Annotated in this window: 14 protein-coding genes; 1 reads left to right on the top strand and 13 read right to left on the bottom strand. The window is 43.0% G+C overall.

Features of this window, described 5'->3' with window-relative positions:
- Positions 1-36: 36 nt before the first annotated feature.
- Positions 37-2,262: a DNA internalization-related competence protein ComEC/Rec2 gene (locus tag A587_RS0117960; protein WP_269744847.1), complete on the bottom strand. Its 2,226-nt coding sequence runs from the start codon at positions 2,260-2,262 to the stop codon at positions 37-39.
- Here A587_RS0117960 and A587_RS0117955 point away from each other — a divergent pair, their 5' ends adjacent.
- Positions 2,263-2,772: a DUF2062 domain-containing protein gene (locus A587_RS0117955; RefSeq protein WP_017218700.1), complete on the top strand. Its 510-nt coding sequence runs from the start codon at positions 2,263-2,265 to the stop codon at positions 2,770-2,772.
- Between the two features lie 115 nt (positions 2,773-2,887).
- On the opposite strand, the gene A587_RS0117950 is transcribed toward A587_RS0117955, so the two are convergent.
- From A587_RS0117950 to A587_RS0117895, 12 genes are all read right to left on the bottom strand, one after another.
- Positions 2,888-4,612: a DUF3466 family protein gene (locus A587_RS0117950; RefSeq protein ID WP_017218699.1), complete on the bottom strand. Its 1,725-nt coding sequence runs from the start codon at positions 4,610-4,612 to the stop codon at positions 2,888-2,890.
- Positions 4,613-4,620: 8 nt separating this feature from the next.
- Positions 4,621-6,537 carry an ATP-binding cassette ATPase Uup gene (gene uup, locus A587_RS0117945; protein WP_010371512.1) on the bottom strand — a complete coding sequence of 639 codons (1,917 nt, stop codon included), beginning with the start codon at positions 6,535-6,537 and terminating at the stop codon, positions 4,621-4,623.
- Position 6,538: 1 nt separating this feature from the next.
- Entirely contained in the window at positions 6,539-6,769 is a 231-nt protein-coding gene (locus A587_RS0117940) for a glutaredoxin family protein (RefSeq protein WP_010371514.1), read from the bottom strand.
- On the bottom strand, positions 6,762-8,873 hold the full coding sequence (gene rlmKL, locus A587_RS0117935) for a bifunctional 23S rRNA (guanine(2069)-N(7))-methyltransferase RlmK/23S rRNA (guanine(2445)-N(2))-methyltransferase RlmL (RefSeq protein WP_017218698.1): 2,112 nt from the start codon (positions 8,871-8,873) through the stop codon (positions 6,762-6,764). Before rlmKL ends, A587_RS0117940 begins: the two co-directional genes overlap by 8 nt.
- 87 nt (positions 8,874-8,960) lie before the next feature.
- Positions 8,961-9,350, bottom strand: a complete 390-nt coding sequence (locus A587_RS0117930; protein ID WP_017218697.1) for a zf-TFIIB domain-containing protein — start codon at positions 9,348-9,350, stop codon at positions 8,961-8,963.
- Positions 9,351-9,440: 90 nt separating this feature from the next.
- Entirely contained in the window at positions 9,441-9,968 is a 528-nt protein-coding gene (locus A587_RS0117925) for a cell division protein ZapC domain-containing protein (protein WP_083838456.1), read from the bottom strand.
- 121 nt (positions 9,969-10,089) lie between these two features.
- On the bottom strand, positions 10,090-11,100 hold the full coding sequence (pyrD, locus tag A587_RS0117920) for a quinone-dependent dihydroorotate dehydrogenase (RefSeq protein ID WP_017218695.1): 1,011 nt from the start codon (positions 11,098-11,100) through the stop codon (positions 10,090-10,092).
- A gap of 137 nt (positions 11,101-11,237) precedes the next feature.
- The gene (locus A587_RS0117915; RefSeq protein ID WP_017218694.1) at positions 11,238-16,076 is read right to left on the bottom strand and encodes an NAD-glutamate dehydrogenase; all 4,839 of its coding nucleotides are present in this window, start codon (positions 16,074-16,076) and stop codon (positions 11,238-11,240) included.
- Between the two features lie 211 nt (positions 16,077-16,287).
- Positions 16,288-18,609, bottom strand: a complete 2,322-nt coding sequence (locus tag A587_RS0117910) for an efflux RND transporter permease subunit (protein ID WP_017218693.1) — start codon at positions 18,607-18,609, stop codon at positions 16,288-16,290.
- The gene (locus A587_RS0117905) at positions 18,609-19,610 is read right to left on the bottom strand and encodes a WD40/YVTN/BNR-like repeat-containing protein (protein WP_026001047.1); all 1,002 of its coding nucleotides are present in this window, start codon (positions 19,608-19,610) and stop codon (positions 18,609-18,611) included. The genes A587_RS0117910 and A587_RS0117905 overlap by 1 nt, the downstream gene beginning before the upstream one ends.
- 78 nt (positions 19,611-19,688) lie before the next feature.
- A complete protein-coding gene (locus tag A587_RS0117900) occupies positions 19,689-21,056 on the bottom strand; it encodes a DUF1329 domain-containing protein (RefSeq protein ID WP_017218691.1) in 1,368 nt (455 codons plus the stop codon).
- A gap of 11 nt (positions 21,057-21,067) precedes the next feature.
- Positions 21,068-23,167, bottom strand: a complete 2,100-nt coding sequence (locus A587_RS0117895) for a DUF1302 domain-containing protein (RefSeq protein ID WP_017218690.1) — start codon at positions 23,165-23,167, stop codon at positions 21,068-21,070.
- Positions 23,168-23,194 lie beyond the last annotated feature (27 nt).

Genomic DNA, 23,194 nt, shown 5'->3' with positions numbered 1-23,194 from the left:
ATTATTGTAACTTTCAAATCGTTAAAACTGAATGGATTATCTGAGAAACCAGTAATTTTCCACTTCCCGAGCTCGTTCAACTTTAATTTCTTGAGCATAAATTGAGATCTTTATATGGCCATCTAAGGCGGTATCCAATAGTGTGCTCCCTACTCTTTGGTATCTTTCAATCACTTTCTCATTGGGAATTTTCCAAGGCGAATAAAAGGCACGAGAAAATATCGCAATATCTGGGTCAACCGCTTGAATAAACTGCTCGCTCGAAGAGCTGCCACTGCCATGGTGCGGAACCAGTAATATATCGGCCTTAAGTACTTCTTTTTCTAGATTAAGCAGCTTAGTTTCCGTGGTCTTTTCGATATCTCCTGGTAATAAAAACGTAAAACGCCTATCTGAGATACGAACCACACAAGAATTATTATTGTCATTGTTCGACATTTCTTGAGGCCAGATCACAGATACGTCTAGTCCTTGAAATTGATGTTTTCCGAGCTCACAACTATCAGCAGCACTGGCTGGGTGAAAGCGCTGCAAGGATTTCCCCCCGTCATAGGTAATAAGGTCGTCAACACCACCATTATGGTCACCATCGTTATGGCTAATGATGGTATCTTGTAGCGTAATTCGATTATTCAAAAGATAGGGTTTTATCACAAACTCAAACATCGAAAAATAGCCAAAATACTTGGCCCCCACATCATAGAGCAGCCCTTTGTTGTTACGAGAAACTAACACTGCCGTTCCGTGACCGACATCAAAGACATCGATTTGCCATAGCGGAGAAACCCGAAACTGATATTGAACAAAGAAAAACAATATGGGTAATAAACCAAAATAATTTCTGAACAAAAGCAGCAGCAAAACACTTAAGTAGCTGGTTATGAGAAACACGGACGAAACGCTGGGTATATCTACCCAACTTACTGGAGAGTTTTGCAACAGCTCAAATAGAACCAGTAGTCCATTATCAACTAAATGAAGTGGAAATTGCCAACCAATAGCGTGCAGCGCAGTAACATGAAGCAGGAGTAGCGGAAATACCACAACAGAAATCAACGGGATCACCATGATGTTCGCAACCAATGAAATGATACTCGCACCGGAAAAAAAATACAGATTAAGCGGTAATAAGCAGATAAATAACGCAAACTGCAACTTGATTAAAGCAAGCAGCTTTGCACCTAAACCTCGGCCGACTTTTGTTACTAACGTTACGATAATCGCAACCGCAAAAAAGGAATAATATAAACCAGGGTTGAGTAGTGAAAACGGATCTACCATCAAGACGATTGTCAACGCAACCGTTAGCACCTGAAGTGCTTTAAGTCGCACAGCAAAGAGGTAACATGCAACCCACACCATTGCCATGATCAAAGCTCGAGTCGCCGATACGCTATAGCCACAAAGAACGACATAACTAAAACACAACAGTAACGCAAAAACTAAACACCACTGATGCAAGTTGGCTGCTTGGGAGATTATTACCGGGGTACAATGCAGCACGACTTTTATTAGCAAAAATGCGATGGCAAATACCATCCCGATATGAAGCCCTGAAATCGCTAACAGATGGCTCAAGCCAAGACTTCTAAATTGTGTTTTGTTTTCGAAGTCGACTTTGCTCGTATCGCCAGTTAATAAAATATAATACAACCAAGCATAGCTGAGCCCATTGAGCTTTTTATCTATGAATAAGCGGTAATTATCTCGCCACGTAGTGTCCTTCACTACCGAATTGATTGTTTTGATACTGCCCTTGAAATACATATGCTTTCTAAACGCATGCAATTCAGCGTTAAAAAGTCCGATATTAACTCGGCTACGATAACGCTTAAGTTTTACCGTAAATTCAATGTGGTCACCGACACGCAACATAGGCGTTGATGAATCACGATAAAGCTTTGCATTTACAGTACGCCAACGCGCAAACTGATAGCCATCAACTTGCTCTAGCTGTACCGTTAACGCTTCACCAATCACAGAATTATCAACCTCAATAACTTTACCCGAAGCAGTAACAAGTTGCGATTGCCACATATCTGGTATTTTTAGTTGATAAAAAACAAAGTAATGACTTAGAACAATAGAAATCCCTAAAATAAATCCTGCCAATATAGGACAAAAAAGCTTAGAATAGCGGCCCATGAAGTAGAGGAATATGCTTATTGCGGCTAATCGCCAATTGTCGAGAAGAAATACCGCACTGAAGCAACCCAAAATTATTCCAAAACATATCAGAACCCAAGTAGATGGCAGCTGCAAATGGCGAAAAAAACGATTCAACGCTTTTTACCTGATCATAATAAAATCAAACAACAGAAATCATTAAAAATCTTTGGTAAGTTACTGCATGATGCCAACCTCTGGCATTTAAACCGGCGCTCAGCACGTGGCGCATTCTCGGTGGGGTTATTTTTCGCATTCATCCCTGTTCCTTTTCAAATGGTATTGGCAGCAGCACTTGCGATTCCATTTCGCGTCAACTTGCCTTTGTCTATTGCTCTCGTGTGGATCACCAATCCACTCACGATGCCGCCAATATTTTATTGCTCATACTTAGTCGGTGTATTTGCCCTTGGCCAAGAACAACAGCCATTCCATTTTGAGGCGAGTTGGGAATGGCTTGCACAGAGCCTAACAACGATTGGGCCTGCATTTATCGTCGGCTCTTTGATCTGCGCAACACTTGCCGCCATTCTCGGCTTTTTCGGTATAGATTACCTATGGCGACGTTCAGTAAATAAAGCGTGGCAAAGCCGCGGCCAAGGCTAATACCAGTATAGTTAAGATTTGTACCGGTTGAATTAAATATCGAATTGAATTTGCGAATATTTCTTTCAAACACAAAAAAAGCCCTTGCGGGCTTTTTTATCGTATAAATTGTACTTTAGGCTTTACGACGTCTTCTCAGCGCCACTAGTGGTAACGCGAGTAAACTCAGCCAAGACCAACTTGCAGATTGACGCTCATATGTTTCTGCTTCAGGTGGTCTGCAGCTTTCAGGTTCACCAGAAATTGGCGTAAGTAGAACCGGTAAGCTTACCGACTCATACTCAGTCTCACCTTTGCTGTCCTTCTCAATTTCACCAAGTGTATTGCGTCTTTCAACCGTTTTGGTCGCAATCGCATAGATCTTGTTGTCATCAGTGATCTTCACAGCTTCTGCAATAGTGTATGGGAAAGAATCATTCTTACAAGGAAGAAGTGAGTTTATATTAACGAGTTTTTCTGCACCAATTTCATATAAAAACGCTTCGCGACGACGGTTAGAACCACTCTTTTCTGTAACACCTTGGCCTACAACAAAGCCATTATTGTTAATATCTGTGATTGCTGTCGCCGACCCCTCGAAGTATGCAGGCATTTCTTTGAACTCTGCGGTATTCGCATTAAAATAAAAACCTGTTGAGTCATAATCTCTTGAGCCACCAGTAAAACGTCCAAACACACCAACAATCGTGCCATTGTCGTTCACATCTACCGCTTGACTATATTCGATAAAGCTCTCAACCTCTTTAATGCGCTTAATTTCATTGTTAGTAAAGTACACAGCTTGTTCGTAAGGTAGAAGATCATCGTTACTTTGACGACGTGCACGAGAATAACCAACTGTTAATCCCGTCCCATTAGTTGCCACAGCCATGCTTGAATAGGCTCGTTCATCATCTTCATCTGGTGTAAAACCAAGTCCTAGGTCGGTTGCACTAACTAAGTTAAAATCGTTATCAAACGTCCACTTGTAGGCTCTAGTATGATATGGCGACGTCAATCTTTGAATACACACATCGACTGGCTCATCTACACCATCACAACTGTCTTCTATATTTTCTGTGGCTCTTTGCGATAACGAAGTCGAACTTTGTCCCACAATAATATAGCCGCCATCAGCAGTTTGTTTGATATCAGTGGCAAGAGAAAGGCCGCCGTATTCTGTAAAGGCAGGCTCTAACCTAATTTTCTCTCCAGCTGGTGTAACTAAAATACCTTTATTTCGCCAATCACGTACAAAATAAGTTTCTTCTTCTGTTTCACCCTCAGGAGTAAAAGTTATCTTTTTAAAAGGTGCAGAACCCCAGCCCACTATTGTACCGTCTTCTGCGATGCTTGTAAGATAGTTAGTGACTGAGCGCGTTAGTCCTTCGTAATCAGGAGATTGTTCATCAAATACCACAAACTCTTCTGCAGTATTGTTGTTATATGTCAAAGAAATTGCTCTTTCAATTCTTTGATACTCTTGGCTAACTACTCTACTTGAATTCATAACATAAGACAGTATAAAAGCGTGAGCTTGAGCATTCGTATTAGCTGCATCATTATTTTGAATATCTTCAAGTGTGAAAGTGATTTCTTCTTCGATCAGCTCGTACTGCTTTTTTGTACTGTCGTAATAATTTTTGAGTGCTGAATCATCGAAGTCGATATACGATACATCAATCTTTACACCAAATAAATTGGAAGCGTGACCAATCACGTCTCCTGCTTCGTTGGCATCCGACACGTAGCTATACTTACTATTATCATGTCTTGGTAATTCAGTTAACTGATAGGTGGCAGCGGCCGCCTGTTGTGAAAGGGCTACGGCGACACTCGCGGCTAAAAGTTTAAATTTCATTTTAATCCTTACTGCTGATTCTGTAATGCTTCTAGTTCTTCCCAGCGTTCAAACGCGGCTTCCAGCTTCGACTCTAGCTCAGTCAAATGGTTCAATGCCTTGTGGGTCGTTTCTTGGTCTTGTTTAAAGAAGTCTGGATCGCTGACCAGTGCTTGTTGTTTGTTCACTGCCTCTTCAAGTTCCTCTACTTTACTGGGCAACGACTCTAATTCAAGTTTTAATTTGTAACTCAGCTTATTTGAACGAGCAGGCGCAGCTGCCTTTTTAGTCTCGGCTTGTTGCTGCTTTTCTTGATGAACCTTTTGTGCTTCTTTCTTTTGCTGCTCTCTTCTTTGCTGATACAGCTCAAAATCACTATAGCCGCCAACAATTTCCGTCACTAGGCCTTCGCCTTCGAATGCCCATACACTGCCACAGGTATTATCGATAAACTCTCGGTCGTGGCTAACGACTAGCACCGTGCCTTGGTATTGGTTTAAGATTTCTTCAAGTAACTCAAGCGTCTCAATATCCAAGTCATTGGTCGGCTCGTCCAGCACAATAATATTTGAAGGCTTAAGGAAGAGCTTTGCTAGCAATAAGCGGTTTTTTTCACCGCCTGATAATGCCTTTACAGGCGTTCGAGCTCTCGCAGGCGGAAATAAAAAGTCTTGCAGATAGCCAAGCACATGACGCGAGCGGCCGCCCATCATTACTTCTTGCTTACCTTCTGCGACATTATCCTGCACAGTTGCTTCTTCATCCAACTTTTCACGGTATTGGTCGAAGTACGCAACTTCCAGATTCACGCCTTGTTTTACGCTGCCTGCGTCAGGTTTAATATCACCAAAAAGCATTTTTAACAGCGTAGTTTTACCCGCGCCATTAGGACCGACCAAGCCAATACGGTCGCCACGCATCACCAGCGTTGAAAAGTCCTTCACAATACATTTTTCTTGGAATGCTTTATCTAAATGTTTCGCTTCAAAGACCAGCTTACCGGAACGATCCGCCGTCTCGATGTTGAAGTCTGTCTTACCTTGTTGCTCGATGCGTTGCTTGCGCTCAACACGAAGTGCTTTTAGTGCTCGCACACGACCTTCGTTACGGGTTCTACGGGCCTTGATCCCCTGCCTTATCCAAGTTTCTTCTTCGGCAAGCTTTTTATCAAACAAGGCATTCTGTTGCTCTTCCACTTTTAAATCATGGGCTTTTTGTTCTAGATATTGCGCATAATCTCCAGGGTATGAAACCAACTTGCCACGGTCTAAATCTAAAATTCGAGTCGCCATTGCGCGTATAAAGGCACGGTCGTGAGAGATAAACACGATCCCCCCTTTAAACTCTTTTAGGAATTGCTCAAGCCAGATAACACTTTGCATATCAAGGTGGTTAGTCGGCTCGTCGAGTAACAGTAAGTCTGGGTCGCTCACCAACGCTTTGGCCAGCGCGACTTTGCGTAGCCAGCCACCGGAAAGCTCTTCTAGGCGCATATTCGCATCTAATTGCAACTGGCTTAGCACTTGCTTGATCCTTGACTCAAAGCGCCACGCATCTTCGCTTTCCAATCGCTGAGTCAGGCGCTCAAGCGAGGTCATTAGCTTATCTGACTGGCTGGTTTGTAGTTTTTCACTGACTTCATGAAATTCAATGAGCAGCTCAGCGACATCAGGCAAACCGTTCGCAACATAATCAAAGACCGAGCCATTTGCGCCCTTTGGTGGGTCTTGTTCTAGCCTTGAAACTTTTAATCCACCAACACGGTTGATTTCACCATCATCAAGTTGAACTTGATCATCAAGCACTTTCAGTAACGTTGATTTACCGGCACCGTTTCGGCCCACAATACAAACGCGCTCACCTGATTCAATAACGGCATCAGCTTGGTCAAGTATAGGGTGTGAACCAAAAGCCAGTTGGGCTTTAGCAATTCGAATGAGATCCATATTATTCTATAAATTCTTGTAGTTGTTGTTGGGTAAAAGGCCAGCCAAGTTCCTGACCTGTCTCGCCTTTTTTAATCACTGGAATTCTATATTGATATTCCGTCATCGTTTCTTCACTATCGACGATATCAACGAGTTCAATTTCGGCCTCAGGCAAAAATTGAATTAACATCGCCAATGCTTCTTCACAAAGATGACAACCATCGGTGTGGAATAAGGTACATTTAATCATGACGGATCAACCAGCTATTGTGAATTTGCTTGTTACGTTTAAAGTCCAAAGACAAGGTTTGCGATGAGTATTCTTCAGCAGTTAGGCCAAGTGCCGCAAGTCCCATTTCATCGATTTTAAAACCGCGTTTGTTGTTAGAAAACAGCAGTACACCATTCGGTGCTAATATTTTCTTTACCCAACCAAATAGTTTTAAATGATCTCTTTGCACGTCAAATGCGTCAGACATACGTTTAGAGTTAGAGAATGTTGGTGGGTCTAAGAAAATGAGATCATATTGACCAACGGCTCTTTCAAGCCATTTTAAGCAATCCGCTTGCTCAAATCTGAAACGTGGATTCTTCAAACCATTTAGCTCAAAGTTTTCTTCAGCCCATTTTAGATAGGTCTTTGACATATCTACTGTGGTAACAGACTTAGCACCGCCAACTGCGGCGTGCACCGAAGCACTACCTGTGTATGCAAATAGATTTAACACGCGTTTATCTTTCGAATGTTGCTGAATAAACTTGCGGGCTAAACGGTGGTCAAGGAATAAACCAGTATCTAGATAATCAAATAGGTTAACCTTAAACTTAGCACCGTACTCTTCTACTACCTCAGTGCGGTTTTGCTTGTCTAGAGCCTTATATTGCTCTTGGCCTTTTTGGCGTTTTCTTACTTTTACCGCGATGTTTAGCGGGTCGATATTCAGCTGCTCGGCGGTAAGTGTGATCACATCTTGCAAACGTTTTTGCGCAACGCTATCGTCAATTTCTTTTGGCGCTTTGTATTCAAAGATGACTGCATTGTCGTTATATACATCAACCGCAACATTGTACTCAGGAATATCCGCGTCATAAACACGATACGCGTTGACGTCTTCTTTTTTCAGCCAAGATTTCAAGCCTTGCAGGTTTTTCTTCAAACGGTTGCCAAACGCAGTCGAGCCTTCAAAATTAAGACCGCTGCTCTGTTTATTTTGCTGTACCTGCATTTCATTCATTTCATACAAGTTAAGCAGCACGTCGAGCGGGCCATTTTTGAATTTATAAGACTTTTTACGCGCTAGTTTTAGCACTTTTAACAGGCTTTCTTCACTTGCAAGTAACGCCAAATTCCAGTCTTTATAGTGCTTCTTAAAGGCGATCCCCATATTGCGATAGAGCGTAATAATTTCGGCCATACCACCTAGACGTTCACCATAAGGCAAGTTACTCAGCACAGTGCCGGGACGTTTAGCAGCAAGGCTAAGCTGATTGGCGTCTTCAAACTTAAACTTAATATGTGACTCAACGCCTGCGCGCTTGGCATTACGCTCAGCGATTGACAACACACGTTCATCGATATCACTACCGATCAGCCATAAGCTCTTTTGCTCTGGTTGTACATTTAATTGTGCTTTAAGCTCGGTGAACTTACTTTCACGAAAACTCGGCAGGCGCTTAAAGGCAAAATCTTTATTAAGATTAGTAGGTAAACCAAGCGCCATAGAAGCCGCTTCAATCAATAACGTGCCAGAACCACAGCAGGGGTCAAAAAGCGGCTTATTAGTATCTTCAAGCCAGCCGCTACGTTTAACAAGCGCTGCCGCTAAATGTTCACGAATTGGTGCTTTACCTTGTTTGTCACGATAGCCTCTATCAGATAAGCGAGGTCCCGAGAAATCTATATATAGCGCACAGCCTTGCTTAGATAATTTCGCTATGATGCGAATATCTGGTGTCTGTTTGTCAACATCTGGACGTTGCTCAAACAAGTCGTTGAAGTAGTCAACGATCCCATCCTTAACAACCAGACCAGAGAATTGCGTATTTTTAAGCGCATTATTCGTACCATTAAACTCTACTGCAAAGGTCTGCTTTGGACTAAACCAATCTTGCCATGCCTGAAAACGAACAAACTTGTAGAGAGAATCTTTGTCATTCACTTCTGGTTTGTCATCGATAAGCAACATCACGCGCGTTGCAAATCGTGTCATCATACAGAACTTTTGTACGTCTAGATTAGCGCCTGTGAACTTAACTGAACCAACGGTTTGCTTGTTTATTTCAAAACCAAACTCGGTTAATTCTTCAACCAGTAACTGCTCTACACCAATAGATGTCAATGCGATAAATTGCAATTTGAATACCCTTAAATTTCAACTGGGCGCAGTATAACACACAAGTTATCGTTAGTTATTAGTTGAGCTTGGTTGTATGAGGATAAATTACGATAAAAAATCAAGAATGTTTAGAAAATCTAATCTATCTAGTGTGCTCATCTCCGAACTCATTCGTTGGTAATTTTGTAGTAAGTTATGGAGCTCGCCTTTTTCAAACCACACGCCACCACAGCCAGCGCACTCACTAAAATTAGCCTCAAAAAGCGTATAGCCTTTAAGTGTATGACCATCATCAGGACATAATTGCGAAACTTCACGCTCAACTGGTGTCCGGTTTGCAATAAAGTCGGTATAACTAAAGTGATAAGTATGTTTAATAGACTGGACAAATTTGCGCGGCAGCCAAATCGCACCACATGACTGACATTGATAACCACAATGTCCTTCAGCGTCGGCATAAATTAGTTTTAACGTTTTATCGCAAAGGCAGTGCATTTCGTTCCCTTAAACTGCAAACAACACAAATTAGGTACAGGTTAATACAGGAAATAATTGCTGGTCAATAAAACGATGGGATGAACTTGGCTATGCGCTTTGATGAACTCGGTGTGTTAACACAAGAGGCGCTAACCGGTCGTTTAGTACTTTTATCGCTTGAAATTGTTCAAGCTCTATTCCCTCATCAAGAATAAATTGCTCGTTCAGGCTTAAACAAAGACTTGATTGACCATCATGCTCGATAATTAGAAACTCGCCGCTGCTTAACTTGGAATTTAAACACACAACCGCCTCACTCACAGGTTCACCACCAAAATATGGCTTAAAAAACCAGCTTTTTGCTTGCATCGGTTGTAAGTGAAATTTTGCTGCTGTTGCATTTAAAGCGATTTGGCAGCATCTAGGCTCGTTCCAAACACCAAAACCGCATAGGTAGGAAAATACACTCTGATAAAATTCAGCTTCGCTGAGACTAAAATTGGGATTAACGGTTGAGTCTTCAGTAAGGTGGCGCAAACGAAAAGGCGTGCAAAGCTGAAGCTCGTCACCCAAATCAATTAACAACCTGTTCCTTTCTGTGCAGCGTATCCATTGCCACTCTTTTGAAGCTTGCAAAACTTCTCTCCCACCAACCAATTAGCTCAACTAGTAAGTGGGAGTATAACGCGAAAAACGCAATGATGAAATTTTTTATAATAACGTTTTGTTTTGGATCATTTGGTTATATGACCGATCCTTATAAGGACGAAACGATCTTTTTAACAAGCGCTGGCCCTTCATAAATAAAGCCTGTATACACTTGTACTAAATCAGCACCAGCTGAAAATTTCTCTTTTGCCGATTCCGCACTGTCAATACCACCTACACCGATGATTGGTAGCTTACCGTCGGTAATACGCTTTAACTCGCTGACAACATGCGTCGATTTTTCACGAACAGGTTTACCAGACAAACCACCGGCTTCATTACCGTGCGCTAGGTTTTCTACTGCATCACGGGCTAATGTTGTATTAGTTGCAATAACACCATCGATACGATTATTAACTAACGATTCTGCGATCTGAGTTAACTGAACGCCATCAACATCTGGAGCGATCTTTACCAACATAGGCACCGACTTGTTATGCTTGGCTATTAGATCCATCTGTTCATTTTTTAGGCTTTGCAATAGATCATCTAGCGCTTCGCCATATTGTAGATCTCTCAGACCCGGTGTATTTGGTGAAGAAATATTCACAGTGATGTATGAGGCATGCTCAAAAACTTTTCTCATACAGTGAATGTAGTCATCTTTACCTTGTTCATTCGGTGTATCTTTATTTTTGCCAATGTTGATCCCAAGGATCCCATCGTATTTTGCTGCTTTTACATTGTTGACTAGGTAATCGACGCCCTTGTTATTGAACCCCATGCGATTAATAATCGCATTTGCCTCTGGTAAACGAAAGATCCGAGGCTTGTCGTTGCCCGCTTGTGGTCTCGGCGTGACAGTTCCCACTTCAATGAAACCAAAACCCATTTGCGCAAATGCTTCGATACACTCAGCATTTTTATCAAGACCGGCGGCCAATCCGACTGGATTTTTAAACTCTAAACCTAGAAAGTTAACCGGCTTGTCTTGAACTGATTGAGACCATGCAAGGCTCATTGGCGTATTCGCAAAGCGGCGCAGGTTGCTTAGGGCAAAATCGTGTGCCCACTCCGCATCTTTATTAAACATAAAACGACGCGCAAGATCGTAAAACATGGTAGCTCCTCAGTATTGGTAACGTAATCGACTTAGCTAAAATTACCCGAGCGTAACTTTAGCTAAATGGATTATGCCAATGGCATTAGACAAAAAAATACCCCAGTCAAAGCTGGGGTATTGTAGCGATTTCTAGATTATTTGGAAGTATCGCAGTTGTGGCTTAGTAACATTAGCTCACGAAGTGCAACTGAGAACTTAGCAAAGTCATGACTTTGCGACGTCTTAAACTCAGTTAGCATTTGCTGCCAACGGTGTAGTAAGCCTGCTTGCTTATCCATCCACTGTTCAATCTGTTCATTGATATCATTGTCATCACCAGCAAAGCTGTTTAACACAACCTCTGACAATGAACGTTGTTGCCAATCAAGCTCTTCACGATATGAAGCACGAGCAAGCGCCTGCCAATGGTTTGCAACAGGTTGAGCCGTGATTTGGTCAAGGAACCAATGTAGACCCATGTTTGCACCAAGTGTGAAGTAAGTATTAGACACAACACCGATCTTACGACCTGAGCTATGTGCAACTTCCGCTAAGTCCATGACCGAGAACAAGCTTGAAAGCGATACGATGCGCAGTGCAATCTCAGCTGGTACACCTTGAGATTCAAGGTCGCGTGCTTTATCAACGATCTGCTCGCTTTCATTCGCAACCATGTAGTTGTGTAGATTTGCGCTTAAATCTTTAAATGTTGGCGCAAAGAACGCGATGGTTTGCTCGATGGTTTGAGACTTGTCACGGTGACGCAAGAACCAACGCGTTGCACGGCGAACCGTACGACGTAATTGATATAGCATTTCCGTTTGAACTGCCGCTGGGATCTTATTATCAAGCGCAGAAATCGCTGACCACGTTTCCTTCATTTCAAAGATTGCACTTGCAATTGAGTAGCAAACCGCAATTTCTGCATCCGTTGCACCTGTCTCTTCGTGCATACGAACCATGAAGTTTAGACCCATATCGTTAACGATATTGTTTGCAAGTTTCGTTGCAATGATCTCTTTACGTAGTGGGTGATTATCCATCGCAGCGTTGAAACGCTCGCGCAGCGGTGCTGGGAACGAGTTCACTAACAACTGACGGTAGTATGGATTTTCTGAGATCTCATCAACAACTAATGTCTCTTTTAATACCATCTTAGAGTAAGAAACCAATACAGATAGCTCAGGACGCGTTAGGTCTTTACCTGCCGCCGCACGCTCTGCTAGCTCTTCATCAGTTGGTAAGAATTCGATTGCACGATTTAGCTTGCCGTCTTTTTCGAGTGCATGGATGAAGCGTACTTTCTCTTTCAGCGTTGCTGGACCTTTAGACTTAGTAACCGAAAGCGTGTGCGTTTGACGGTAACAATCTTTCAGTACCAATTCTGATACTTCATCAGTCATTGAATACAGTAATTCGTTACGCTGCTTATTCGTCAATTCACCTTCAGCAACTAGGCCGTTAAGTAGGATCTTGATATTAACTTCATTATCCGAACAAGCAACACCACCTACGTTATCGATAAAGTCAGTGTTGATACGACCGCCGTTTGAAGCAAATTCGATACGACCTAGCTGAGTAGCACCTAAGTTACCACCTTCACCAAAGATCTTCGCACCAAGCTCACCACCGTTGATACGTAGCGCGTCGTTTGCACGGTCGCCTACTTCAGCGTCAGTTTCAGATTTAGACTTGATGTAAGTACCGATACCACCATTCCACAGTAAATCAACTGGCATCTTCAACAATGCTTTGATCAACTCGTTTGGTGTCATGCTCGACTTCTTAGTGCCTATCATCTTCTTCATTTCAGCGCTTAGCGTAATTGCTTTCGCTGCACGAGAGAAAATACCACCGCCCTCAGAAATTAGATCCTTATTATAATCTTCCCAGCTTGAACGTGGCAGATTAAATAGACGCTCACGCTCTACATACGAGCTTGCCGCATCTGGGTTTGGATCGATAAAGATGTGCATGTGGTTGAATGCCGCTTGTAAACGAATGTGCTTAGATAGCAGCATCCCGTTACCAAATACGTCACCACCCATGTCACCGATACCAACCGCTGTGAAATCAGTTGTTTGACAGTCAACGTCCATTTCACGGAAGTGACGCTTAACCGATTCCCAACCGCCTTTAGCAGTAATACCCATCTTCTTGTGGTCGTAACCAACTGAACCACCTGACGCGAAAGCGTCACCAAGCCAGAAGTTATAAGACTCAGCGATACCATTTGCGATATCGGAGAAAGTCGCAGTCCCTTTGTCCGCTGCAACAACTAGGTATGGGTCGTCTTCGTCGTGACGTACAACATCCACTGGTGGCACAATGTCACCATGTACGATGTTATCTGTGATGTCTAGTAGACCACGGATGAAGATCTTGTAACACTCTTGGCCTTCTTTGAAGAACGCTTCACGTTCAGTTGGAAGTTGTTTACAAACAAAGCCGCCTTTAGAACCTACAGGTACGATAACCGTATTCTTAACCTGCTGTGCTTTAACCAGGCCAAGTACTTCTGTACGGAAATCTTCACGACGGTCTGACCAACGTAGACCACCACGAGCCACTTTACCACCACGTAGGTGAACACCTTCTACGCGTGGAGAGTAAACGAAGATTTCAAACGCTGGTAATGGCAATGGCATATCTGGCACTGCGCTTGGCTGGATCTTGAATGACGTGTACGACTTATTCGTGCCATCAGCTTCTTTTTGATAGAAGTTAGTACGCAGCGTTGCATTGATCATATCAACGTACAAACGAATGATACGGTCATCATCTAAGTTCGCTACATTTTCAAGCTCTAAGTAGATAGCATCAACAACCTTCTGAAGCGCCTTTTCAGTGGCAACTTTCTTCGGTGCAAACTTCTTCACGAATAGATCAACGATCATCGCTGCAATGTGCGGGTAACGGTCAAATGTATTCTCGATGTAAGACTGCGAGAACGTCACACCAATTTGGCGCATGTATTTAGCATATGCGCGTAAGATAGATGCTTCACGACCAGTTAGACCACCTAATAACACCAGGCGGTTGAAACCATCGTTTTCTAGACGGTTATTCCACACATTGGTCAATGCCGCACGGAAACGTGCTGATACTTTGTCAAAATCAGTGATCCCTTTGCTGTCGATGAGCATAGAGAAATCCATGATCCAGTTTACTTGACCGTCAGTCGTCTTCACCGCGTATGGTGTTTCACCAATAACACGCAGGCCAAAGTTCTCAAGCATTGGCATCACGTCTGATAAGTGAATAGGCTCTGCTTTATGGAACAAGCTCAAACGAACAAGCTGTGACGTTGCTTCTTCTTGAGGTCTGTAGAATAGCATCTCAAGTTTGTTGTCATCGTTTAGTTGTTCTAGCTTCTCAATGTCTACGACTGCTGCGCTTGGCAACACTTGGTCTTTGTAAGCAGACTGGAAGGCATTCGTGTATTTACGGTTTAACTCGTTACCACGAGACTCACCCGTTCTTTCAAGAAGTGCAGATTGTAGCTTGTCTTCCCAAGTACGAGCGGCTTCTACCAAGTTATTTTCGATTTCTTTCACGTTGTAATCTATGTTGTTGTCATCAACACGCACGATATAATGCGTACGCGCAAGTGTTGATTCAGAGAAAAAGGTGGTGAACTCTACTTTGTCGCTAGACTTAAATGCACGGCCTAGCAGCTGTTGAGTTTCACGGCGTAACGCTGTGTTGTATCGCTCTCTTGGCACATAAACCATGCAAGAGAAGAAACGACCATACACATCCTTACGCACAAATAGGCGACACATGTCACGCTCTTGAGTTTGTAGAACGCCCATCGCCACTTCAAGTAGCTCGCTTTCGCGTGCCTGTACTAACTCATCACGAGGGTAGGTTTCAAGAATATTGAGTACCGCCTTGTATGCATGTGTGCCTTTAGCAAAGTCACATTGCTCCATGATACGGTTAATTTTACTCTTAAGTACCGGAACATCTACCGCACTGTTGTTGTAGAAGCTAGACGAGAACAAACCAATGAAACGGTCTTCACCAATCACATTACCTTCATCATCAAAACGCTTGATACCAACATAGTCAATATATGCTGGTCTATGAACGCGTGAAAGTGAGTTTGTCTTGGTTAAGATCAACAAGTTGTTACTGCGTGCTTCTTTGCGCGCAACTTCAGGCAGTTCAGACAATAAACGGCTGTGATCGTCACCTGAGTTTTTCATTAGTCCGAGACTTGTGCCTTCAACTGGCTTCAGTTCATAGTCACCTTGAACTGGAGTCAAATCATATTGGCGGTAGCCCATAAAGGTAAAGTTGTCGCTAACCAGCCAGTCTAAAAACTCGACGGCTTCAGCAACTTCTTCTTTTGAACAACTATAATGACGGGTCGGCAGCTCTTTACTTACGCTCACCAATTTATCGCGAATTGGTAGCCAATCAGCAACCGCAACAGAAACATCATTTAAGACAGATTCAAGCTCAGCTGTAAAATCAGCGATCACCGAATCATCTGTTTGCCTGTCGATTTCGATAAAGAATACGGTCTTAGTAGACGTAGATTCTTGTTCTGCTTTTAAGTTAGAAACCGCGGTGATTGCACCAGCATCATTTCTTTGTAACTTAAGTGGAGAATGAAGTAATAGGTGAGAGACTATGTTTTTGCGATTCATCGCCATGCGCACTGAATCAACCAAAAACGGCATATCTTTAGCGATTATCTCGACAATCGTATGCGATGATTGCCATCCATCCTTTGCAACCTCAGGATTAAAAACGCGAATGACGGCATCGTCAGACTTGTTTTTATCAAGGGCATTCCAAAGGCTCAATGCTGCGCCGTATAAGTCACTGTCGTTACGATGTGCCAAATCCTCTTTAGACATATTGCTGTACAAGGTTTTGGCAAACGTTTCGACAAGTGACACTTTGTCAGCATGGACTTTTTTATGGATAAGCTTGCAGACGTTATCTAGGATAACAGAAGCTGTGCCTTCATTTTGTGTCATTATGTGTTCCTTAATCTATACCACCTTTGAACGGTAGATTATTTGTACAGCCATTTATTAGCGTGGAGTCAGGTAAATTCTAACCTTTCTGACGCTAATAAACAGCCTTTTTGACGAAAACATTTCAAGCTTTTCAGCTGTTTGCTCATCTATTCACAAAAAATAGATATAAATCGCCAATACCAAATAAAAAGGAGCACAATTATTCACATTATTTTTTCTGGTCAGACCAGATAAGCGTTCCAATTGCCGGTAAAAGCAGCACAGCACCCAGCATATTTACCAAGAACATGAAGGTTAAAAGGATACCCATATCAACCTGGAACTTAAGCGCAGAGAAAATCCATGTGCTTACGCCAATCGCCAATGTGATACCAGTAAACAGTACCGCACTGCCTCGTTCAGCAAGCGCATTTCGATAGGCAACCGACAACGGCATACCTTGCTTAAGCTGTCCCATCATAGAGGATAGAATATAAATGCCGTAATCGACACCTATTCCCACACCCAAAGCAATTACCGGTAGCGTCGATACCGTTAAACCGATTTCAAGCTGCACCATAAGCGCCTGTGCCAGCGTTGATACCACATATAAAGGTAGTACCACTGCGATAGTCGCTCGCACGCTCCTAAAGCTCGCTAGGCACAACAGAATCACCGCACCGTACACGTAGATCATCATAGGAACCTGTGCCTCGGAAACGGATTCATTTGTTGCCGCCATCACACCGATTGGACCTGATGCTAATTTAAAGGCAACATCATCGGTTCCCTCTTCTTCTGAGAACGCTTTGATCTTCGCAATCACATGGTCGATAGATTCGGCCTTATGATCTGCCATAAAGATGATAATAGGCATCACCGAACAATCACCGTTAAGTAGCCCTGAGCTTGTCTCCACTCGAGAGGTAGCTTGAACTAGAGAAGCGGTATTTCTTGGTAACGTCTGCCACTTTAAGTTACCTTCGTTGTACCCAGCATTAACCGCTTGTGCAACGGAGCTTAAAGAAACAGCCGATTGTACACTCGGTAAGTTTTCTACTCTCCATTGGAAACGACTAATACGCTCCATTGTATCGTGCTCAGTACAAGCCGCAGGTGTCGCTTCTACAATGACCTTTAAGATATCAGAAGAAATGGCATAACGATCTGAGATAAGGAAAGTGTCTTGGTTGTATCTGGCATCTTCATGTAGCGCCGGTGCACCAGCATGTAAATCACCAATACGCATTTTTTCAGATTGCCAGTAGCCAAATGCGAATAGTACTGCACTGATAAGTAAAATCACTCTGGCCACTTTTTTGTCTGTGGTTTTCACCAAGGCCTCTCGCATTGCTTCAAACATACCATGGCTGGCGTTTTTACCATCACCAAGTCGCTTAATATTTGCAGACTCAAAAAAGGACGCCATCACAGGAAGCAGTACCAAGTTGGTAAAGATAATAACCGCAACCCCTAAACTGGCAGTAATAGCAAGTTCACGAATAATGCCGATGTCGATTGCCAGTAAGGTTAAGAAACCAACGGTGTCCGAAAGTAGAGCAATGCCACCTGGGATAAGTAATGCTTTAAAGCTCGCTTCAGCAGCCACTTTGCAGCTTACCCCTTCCGCTACTTTTTTACCTATCGCGTTGATCATTTGCACACCGTGACTCACACCAATAGCGAACACTAAGAAAGGCACCAAAATAGACATAGGGTCAACGCCAAAACCCAAAGTACTAAGTAAGCCCATCTGCCAAATCACAGCAATAAATGAGCAAACAATAGGGAGCAGCGTAAGCTTAAAGCTCTTACAAAACATCCAAACCATAATAAAAGTAAAAGCAATTGCTAACGCAAAGAAAAGCACGACACCTTTTGCACCATCAGCAATGTCACCGGCCATTTTCGCAAAGCCAATAATATGTATGCTCACGTTATCAGTGCTCAGTGGCGCTCGGATCTCAGACTCTAGTTTTTGCGCAAAGGCTAAGGTATCAAGCTTTTCTTGAGTTTGCGGATCGGTTTCCATTAACTGGGCGGTTACCATGGCACAAGAATAATCGCTTGCAACCATACGACCCACAACTTTTGCTTTCTCGATGTTCTGCTTTACAACCGCTAGGCCTTGTTCAGTAGGTTGGAAATTAGCGGGAATAATAGGTCCACCGGCAAAGCCGTCCTCTACCACCTCAACGAATCTCGCACTGGGTGCAAAGATTGAATTCACCAGTGGACGATTAACACCAGGGATAAAATAAAGCTGATCATGCACAGCCTTTAGCTGAGTGAAAAATGGCTCATTAAAGATGTCACCATCTTTATCACAAACAGAAATAAGAATACTATTTGCACCACCAAACTGTTTTTCGTGCTTCAAGTACACTTTCATGTATTCATGATTTAATGGAATATTTTTGTTAAATGACGCATCAAGCTGAATTTGTGTGGCTTTGAAACCCAAAAATATCGTCGTCAGTACGAAAAAAGACACGACGGTAATACGGTGCCTAAAGATGGCGTATACCAATTGATTTAAAAACGCTTGCATTAGTTTTTCACCTCTACCTCAGCAATCCCCTGCTCCGTCGCTAGAATTAGCTGATTCTTTTTAACCACGCCTGCTAAAATAGAGTGGCCGTTTTTTAGTTGTTTTGAGGTTAGCTTACCTGCTTTCAACGTGAATATTACACCGCTGTTAGCAAACATATAGGTCACATTATCTTTGTGGGCAATACTATTTATTGTCGCCGTTTTTTGAGTATCAAGCTGCACTACTTGCTGTGCATTGCCAATAAATGCGTTGCCCCTAAGGCCTGCAACAATAAGTTGGTTATCTGATGTTTGATCAACAGCAAAAAATGAACCACGATAAAAAGGCTCAAATTTTTGCCATGTTTTTCCTAAGTCATCACTTTGTGCCACAAGTCCCATTTCACCGGCAAGATACATCATGCCTTCGGCGATTAACAGGCGATTAAAATGGGGAAGAATAAATGCCGTTTCTTGTTCGTATGCCGCGGGGTCTTGCTCTTTTAAATCGGCTAAGTAGTCGACATCATCGGGGTGAACAAATTCACTGATAAAACGTTTTGTCCAAGACTCACCACCATCAGTGGTCTCAAAAAACATGCCATAAGCGCCCACAGCAAAGCCGTGTTGTTGGTCAATAAACTCAATATCAAGACAAGGCTTTTCCAATGTTGGGAGATATTGTTTTAGTGCCCATGTTTTACCACCGTCTGTGGTTTTGATTATGCTAGCGTCGTGGCCACAAGCCCAACCAATATCTTTACCTTTGAATGTTACAGAGGTTAACAGTGATTGAATTGGCACCTCTGCCTGCATCCATTTTTGCCCTTCTTGTTTAATAATTATTGTGCCGTGTTTACCTACCGCAATTAACGCATCACCGTTATCTGTAATATCTGTGAAAAGCGTTTGCTCTGGGTGAGCGACCATCAGGGCTGATTCTGCTGAGATCTGATCACTACTTTCAGCTACTGCTACATGCGCCATAGTTAAAATCGAGGCTGCTACTAACTTCTTCATCATGAGAAAACACTCGAGTTGTGAGAGGAAAGGAGGAAGAAGGCTGAAGCGAGGTTGCTTCAGCCTGATAATATTTGATTAACGGCGACCCTCACGGCGCAAAGCACCCTGAGTAAACTCGTTATCGTTGAAAGACTGACTGAAGTCGTACATGTCTTCTTCGTTATCTAACCCAATCGCAAGGTAGCGACGAGAGTTTAGATCATGATAGACATCCAACGTACTCCAATGTGTCGGCACTTCGTAGTAATTAAGACCATGTGCCATCGCAACGCGATACATCTGGTCACGGTTATCATAGATATCCGTTACGTGGATTTGCCAGCTATCTTCATCAATATAGAACACACGCTTTTTGTAAATATGGCGAGTACCTTCTTTCAGGTTAGCTTCAACTACCCATACGCGGTGCTTTTCATATCGTACATGTTCTGGGTTAATATGACCGGCCATCAAAATATCATCATACTTCAGCTTGTCGCTATGTAGTTTGTAACTGTTGTAAGGGATATACATCTCTTTTTTGCCAACAAGTTTCCAATCATAACGGTTTGGAGAGCCGTTAAACATATCAAAGTCATCTGTTGTACGTAAGCTATCTGACGCAGTTCCTGGTGCATCATATGCAACGTTTGGCGCACGTCTTACACGACGCTGGCCTGCGTTATAGGTCCAAGCCTGACGAGGTGTCAAAATTTGGTCCATAGTTTCATGTACAAGCAATGCAGTTCCAGCAAGACGAGCAGGTTCAGTCACTTGCTGCTTAAACTTAAATAGGATATTTGACTCTTGCAACGCTTCAGGGGTTGCGTCTGTTGCAGAGTACTTAACCAATAGTTGCTCATCGAAACCGATAATGTTGTAAGCCCCTGACTCCGTAGGCATCGCTTGACCGCCGAAACGTGCAATCGACAAGCCACGGAAACGCAATAGGTGGTTCCAGATAGCTTCTAAGCCATCTTTTGGCACCGGAAACGGAATACCGATAGCAGTATTTTTAATGCCGTTACCACCTTCGATCAGTTCTGCTGTAGATGCGTATTTCTTTGTCGCATCATACACAAACTGCGGATAAGACGCGCTGCGTCTAGTTGGGTAGATGTTCATTTTGAACGTTTCTGGATACGTTTCAAATAACGCAATTTGACCAGGACTTAACAATGACTTGTATTTATCTAAATTTGATTTATCAATCGTGAACAATACTTTGTCATCAGCAAATGGATCTGGATGGTGCATGCCCACTTCATAACCAGCTGGAGGCGCAGTGATCCCACCATTCCAAGCAGGAATACTGCCATCAGCATTACCCGCTTTCTCTGCACCGATAGGCGTCAAGTCTTTACCTAAACGTGCAACTTCGTCAGCGCTCATCTTCGCCATAGCGCTACTGGCAGACAGCATTGTAATTATTGTTGCTGCGATAAATGTAGGTTTTCTAAACATATCGAAAGCCCTTAAATTGAATACTTAATGTTGAATGAGATGAAATCACGGTCCGCAAAGGTATTCGTCTTACCACCACCCCAAAACGTGTTATAGCCAAAATCAAATGACCACGAATTTAGGTAGTTAAAGTTTAGATTAATGCCTAGCGATTTACGATCCTCAATGAACAAGAACATAGGATCCGGGGTGATACCGTTAACATCATGTGAGAACACTACGCGTGGAGAAAAATTCACACCACTGAATAGATTGTTATACTCACCCTTAGCAATAAGGCGATAGCCCCATGCAGAAGCCGATGGGAATGGGTTGGTCTCTGGACCGTTTGAAACCGCTTGGTGGATAAGATTGTAATCTCGGCCAGAAAGCCCCTCAATCGTGCCACTTCGGCCAGTACCTGAAACATTCAAACGAAGCTCATCGTACTCTGGCATGTCTTTGATGGTAACAGCACCGACTTCACCAACCACTGCCCAGCTATCTGCGCCTAGCGATGGTCCGAACAAATGCGTTGCAGTAAACTGTGCTTGAATAGTGTCTCGCAAAATATAACCTTGCGCGACTTCACCAGGACCCACATAAGCGATATCGTCACCTTGACTAAGCTGAGATAAACCAGCCAAATCATCACGCAGACCCGCAGCGGCCAACTGCTCAACCATACCTGCGTAAAGTAGTTCAACGTCATCTATCTGCAGTGGTTCATCTTGTCTATATGCCACTTCACCAGCAAATGCGGTTTCACCAATCGCAGTATTAAAACTTAAGCCATACAGTTTGATGTCTTCTGGGTAGGTAATTTGCGCTTGAGTAAAGGCATTTAGGTTAGTGACATTGTCTGCAGTAATTTGATTTTGTGCGATGTAAGCTAAATCCGCCATTATCGCTTGCTGTGTAAAATTAGATGCTTTACCAGAAATCAGAGGTCTACGGCTGTGGTAATTAATGTAATACAAACCAAATTCAGTGTCGTTTAGCTCTGGAGAGAAAATACCCAAGCGTAAACCGTACTGACCACCATCATCAGGTTCGCTCTTACCGTTATTCCCTTTTCCTTTAAGCGCCACTTTAGTCGGATAAGCCATATACATGGACGCTGCAGCGCTGCCAACAGCTTGTGCTGTTGGTACTACGCCTTGAGCAACCAATGCGGCCGTTGCATCAGCATATAAGCTGTTTAACGCATCCGTTAGGTGATACAGATCGATATCAGGGTTTGAGGTAAAACCAAGTTGTACATTTTGCATATAACCATTTTCAGATGCAAAATCATTGGTTGAGAAGTAACTACCCGTTGCTGGCAACCTTGTTTCATGCCATTGATATTGGTAGAAGCCCTCTAGGTTTACATTCTCAGATAACACCACCGACGCCCAAAGCATACCTACAGGGATAAAGGCTTCTTTTACTTCAGAGCCTGGTGCTTTCAAACGGTCAATATCCACTGGGTTGACGTTAATACCGTGGGAAATCAGTGTACTTTCACCCCAGTTAACTACTTGCTGACCTAAACGCACAGAAAGCGGGTTTTTACCATCATTCAGGTCAAAATCCGCCCATACAAACGCATCTAGTAAACGTAAATCAGAACAGACTTGTTTTCTGGTATCATCGTCTTCACATGGGTCAACTTTTTTGCCTGAAACAGGGTTGCTATATGCAAAATCACCATCTTCCATCGCAAAGTCATAGAAATACATGAAACGAGTGAATAAACCATAGTTATCTTTGGTAATCGCTAAATCATGGGTACCTTTTAACAGCTGAGAGAAAGTATCTCCAGAGTCAAAATTTAGGTTACCGGCATCACCATTATTTGAATAGGCACCCTGTTGCGACCAGATTTGTGACGAAGAATAGATCGTATTACCAGTGGTTGCTTTATAACCTGTCCAGTCGAACTGTGGATGATTACTTTTACCGATGAAATCAAAGTTACGATCTTCAACGCGAATGCTTTGACCATAAGAAAAAGTTGAGTCGAAGGTAATTTCGAAATCACCAACCTCAAAACTGGCCGCGTGTACTGACGTGGCGGCAGCTCCCATTACAGCCGCACTAAGACCGAGCATGATTTTGTTTTTCACAAAGAGCGATCTTTTTATCATTATTTCTCCCCCTTTTGGCGGGTCATG

It is taken from the genome of Pseudoalteromonas sp. NJ631, assembly GCF_000276645.1.
GTDB lineage: Bacteria > Pseudomonadota > Gammaproteobacteria > Enterobacterales > Alteromonadaceae > Pseudoalteromonas > Pseudoalteromonas piscicida.
The sequence above is the reverse complement of the archived record's forward strand: the minus strand, read 5'-3'. Positions and strand labels throughout refer to the sequence as shown.

What these genes read in the sequence shown, in the direction of transcription:
- A587_RS0117950 (WP_017218699.1), bottom strand. Translation starts at nt 4,612, where the DNA reads ATGAAATTTAAACTTTTAGCCGCGAGTGTCGCCGTAGCCCTTTCACAA.
- A587_RS0117905 (WP_026001047.1), bottom strand. Translation starts at nt 19,610, where the DNA reads ATGAAGAAGTTAGTAGCAGCCTCGATTTTAACTATGGCGCATGTAGCA.
- A587_RS0117910 (WP_017218693.1), bottom strand. Translation starts at nt 18,609, where the DNA reads ATGCAAGCGTTTTTAAATCAATTGGTATACGCCATCTTTAGGCACCGT.
- uup (WP_010371512.1), bottom strand. Translation starts at nt 6,537, where the DNA reads ATGGATCTCATTCGAATTGCTAAAGCCCAACTGGCTTTTGGTTCACAC.
- pyrD (WP_017218695.1), bottom strand. Translation starts at nt 11,100, where the DNA reads ATGTTTTACGATCTTGCGCGTCGTTTTATGTTTAATAAAGATGCGGAG.
- A587_RS0117915 (WP_017218694.1), bottom strand. Translation starts at nt 16,076, where the DNA reads ATGACACAAAATGAAGGCACAGCTTCTGTTATCCTAGATAACGTCTGC.
- A587_RS0117895 (WP_017218690.1), bottom strand. Translation starts at nt 23,167, where the DNA reads ATGATAAAAAGATCGCTCTTTGTGAAAAACAAAATCATGCTCGGTCTT.
- A587_RS0117940 (WP_010371514.1), bottom strand. Translation starts at nt 6,769, where the DNA reads ATGATTAAATGTACCTTATTCCACACCGATGGTTGTCATCTTTGTGAA.
- A587_RS0117900 (WP_017218691.1), bottom strand. Translation starts at nt 21,056, where the DNA reads ATGTTTAGAAAACCTACATTTATCGCAGCAACAATAATTACAATGCTG.
- A587_RS0117955 (WP_017218700.1), top strand. Translation starts at nt 2,263, where the DNA reads ATGGCGAAAAAAACGATTCAACGCTTTTTACCTGATCATAATAAAATC.
- A587_RS0117930 (WP_017218697.1), bottom strand. Translation starts at nt 9,350, where the DNA reads ATGCACTGCCTTTGCGATAAAACGTTAAAACTAATTTATGCCGACGCT.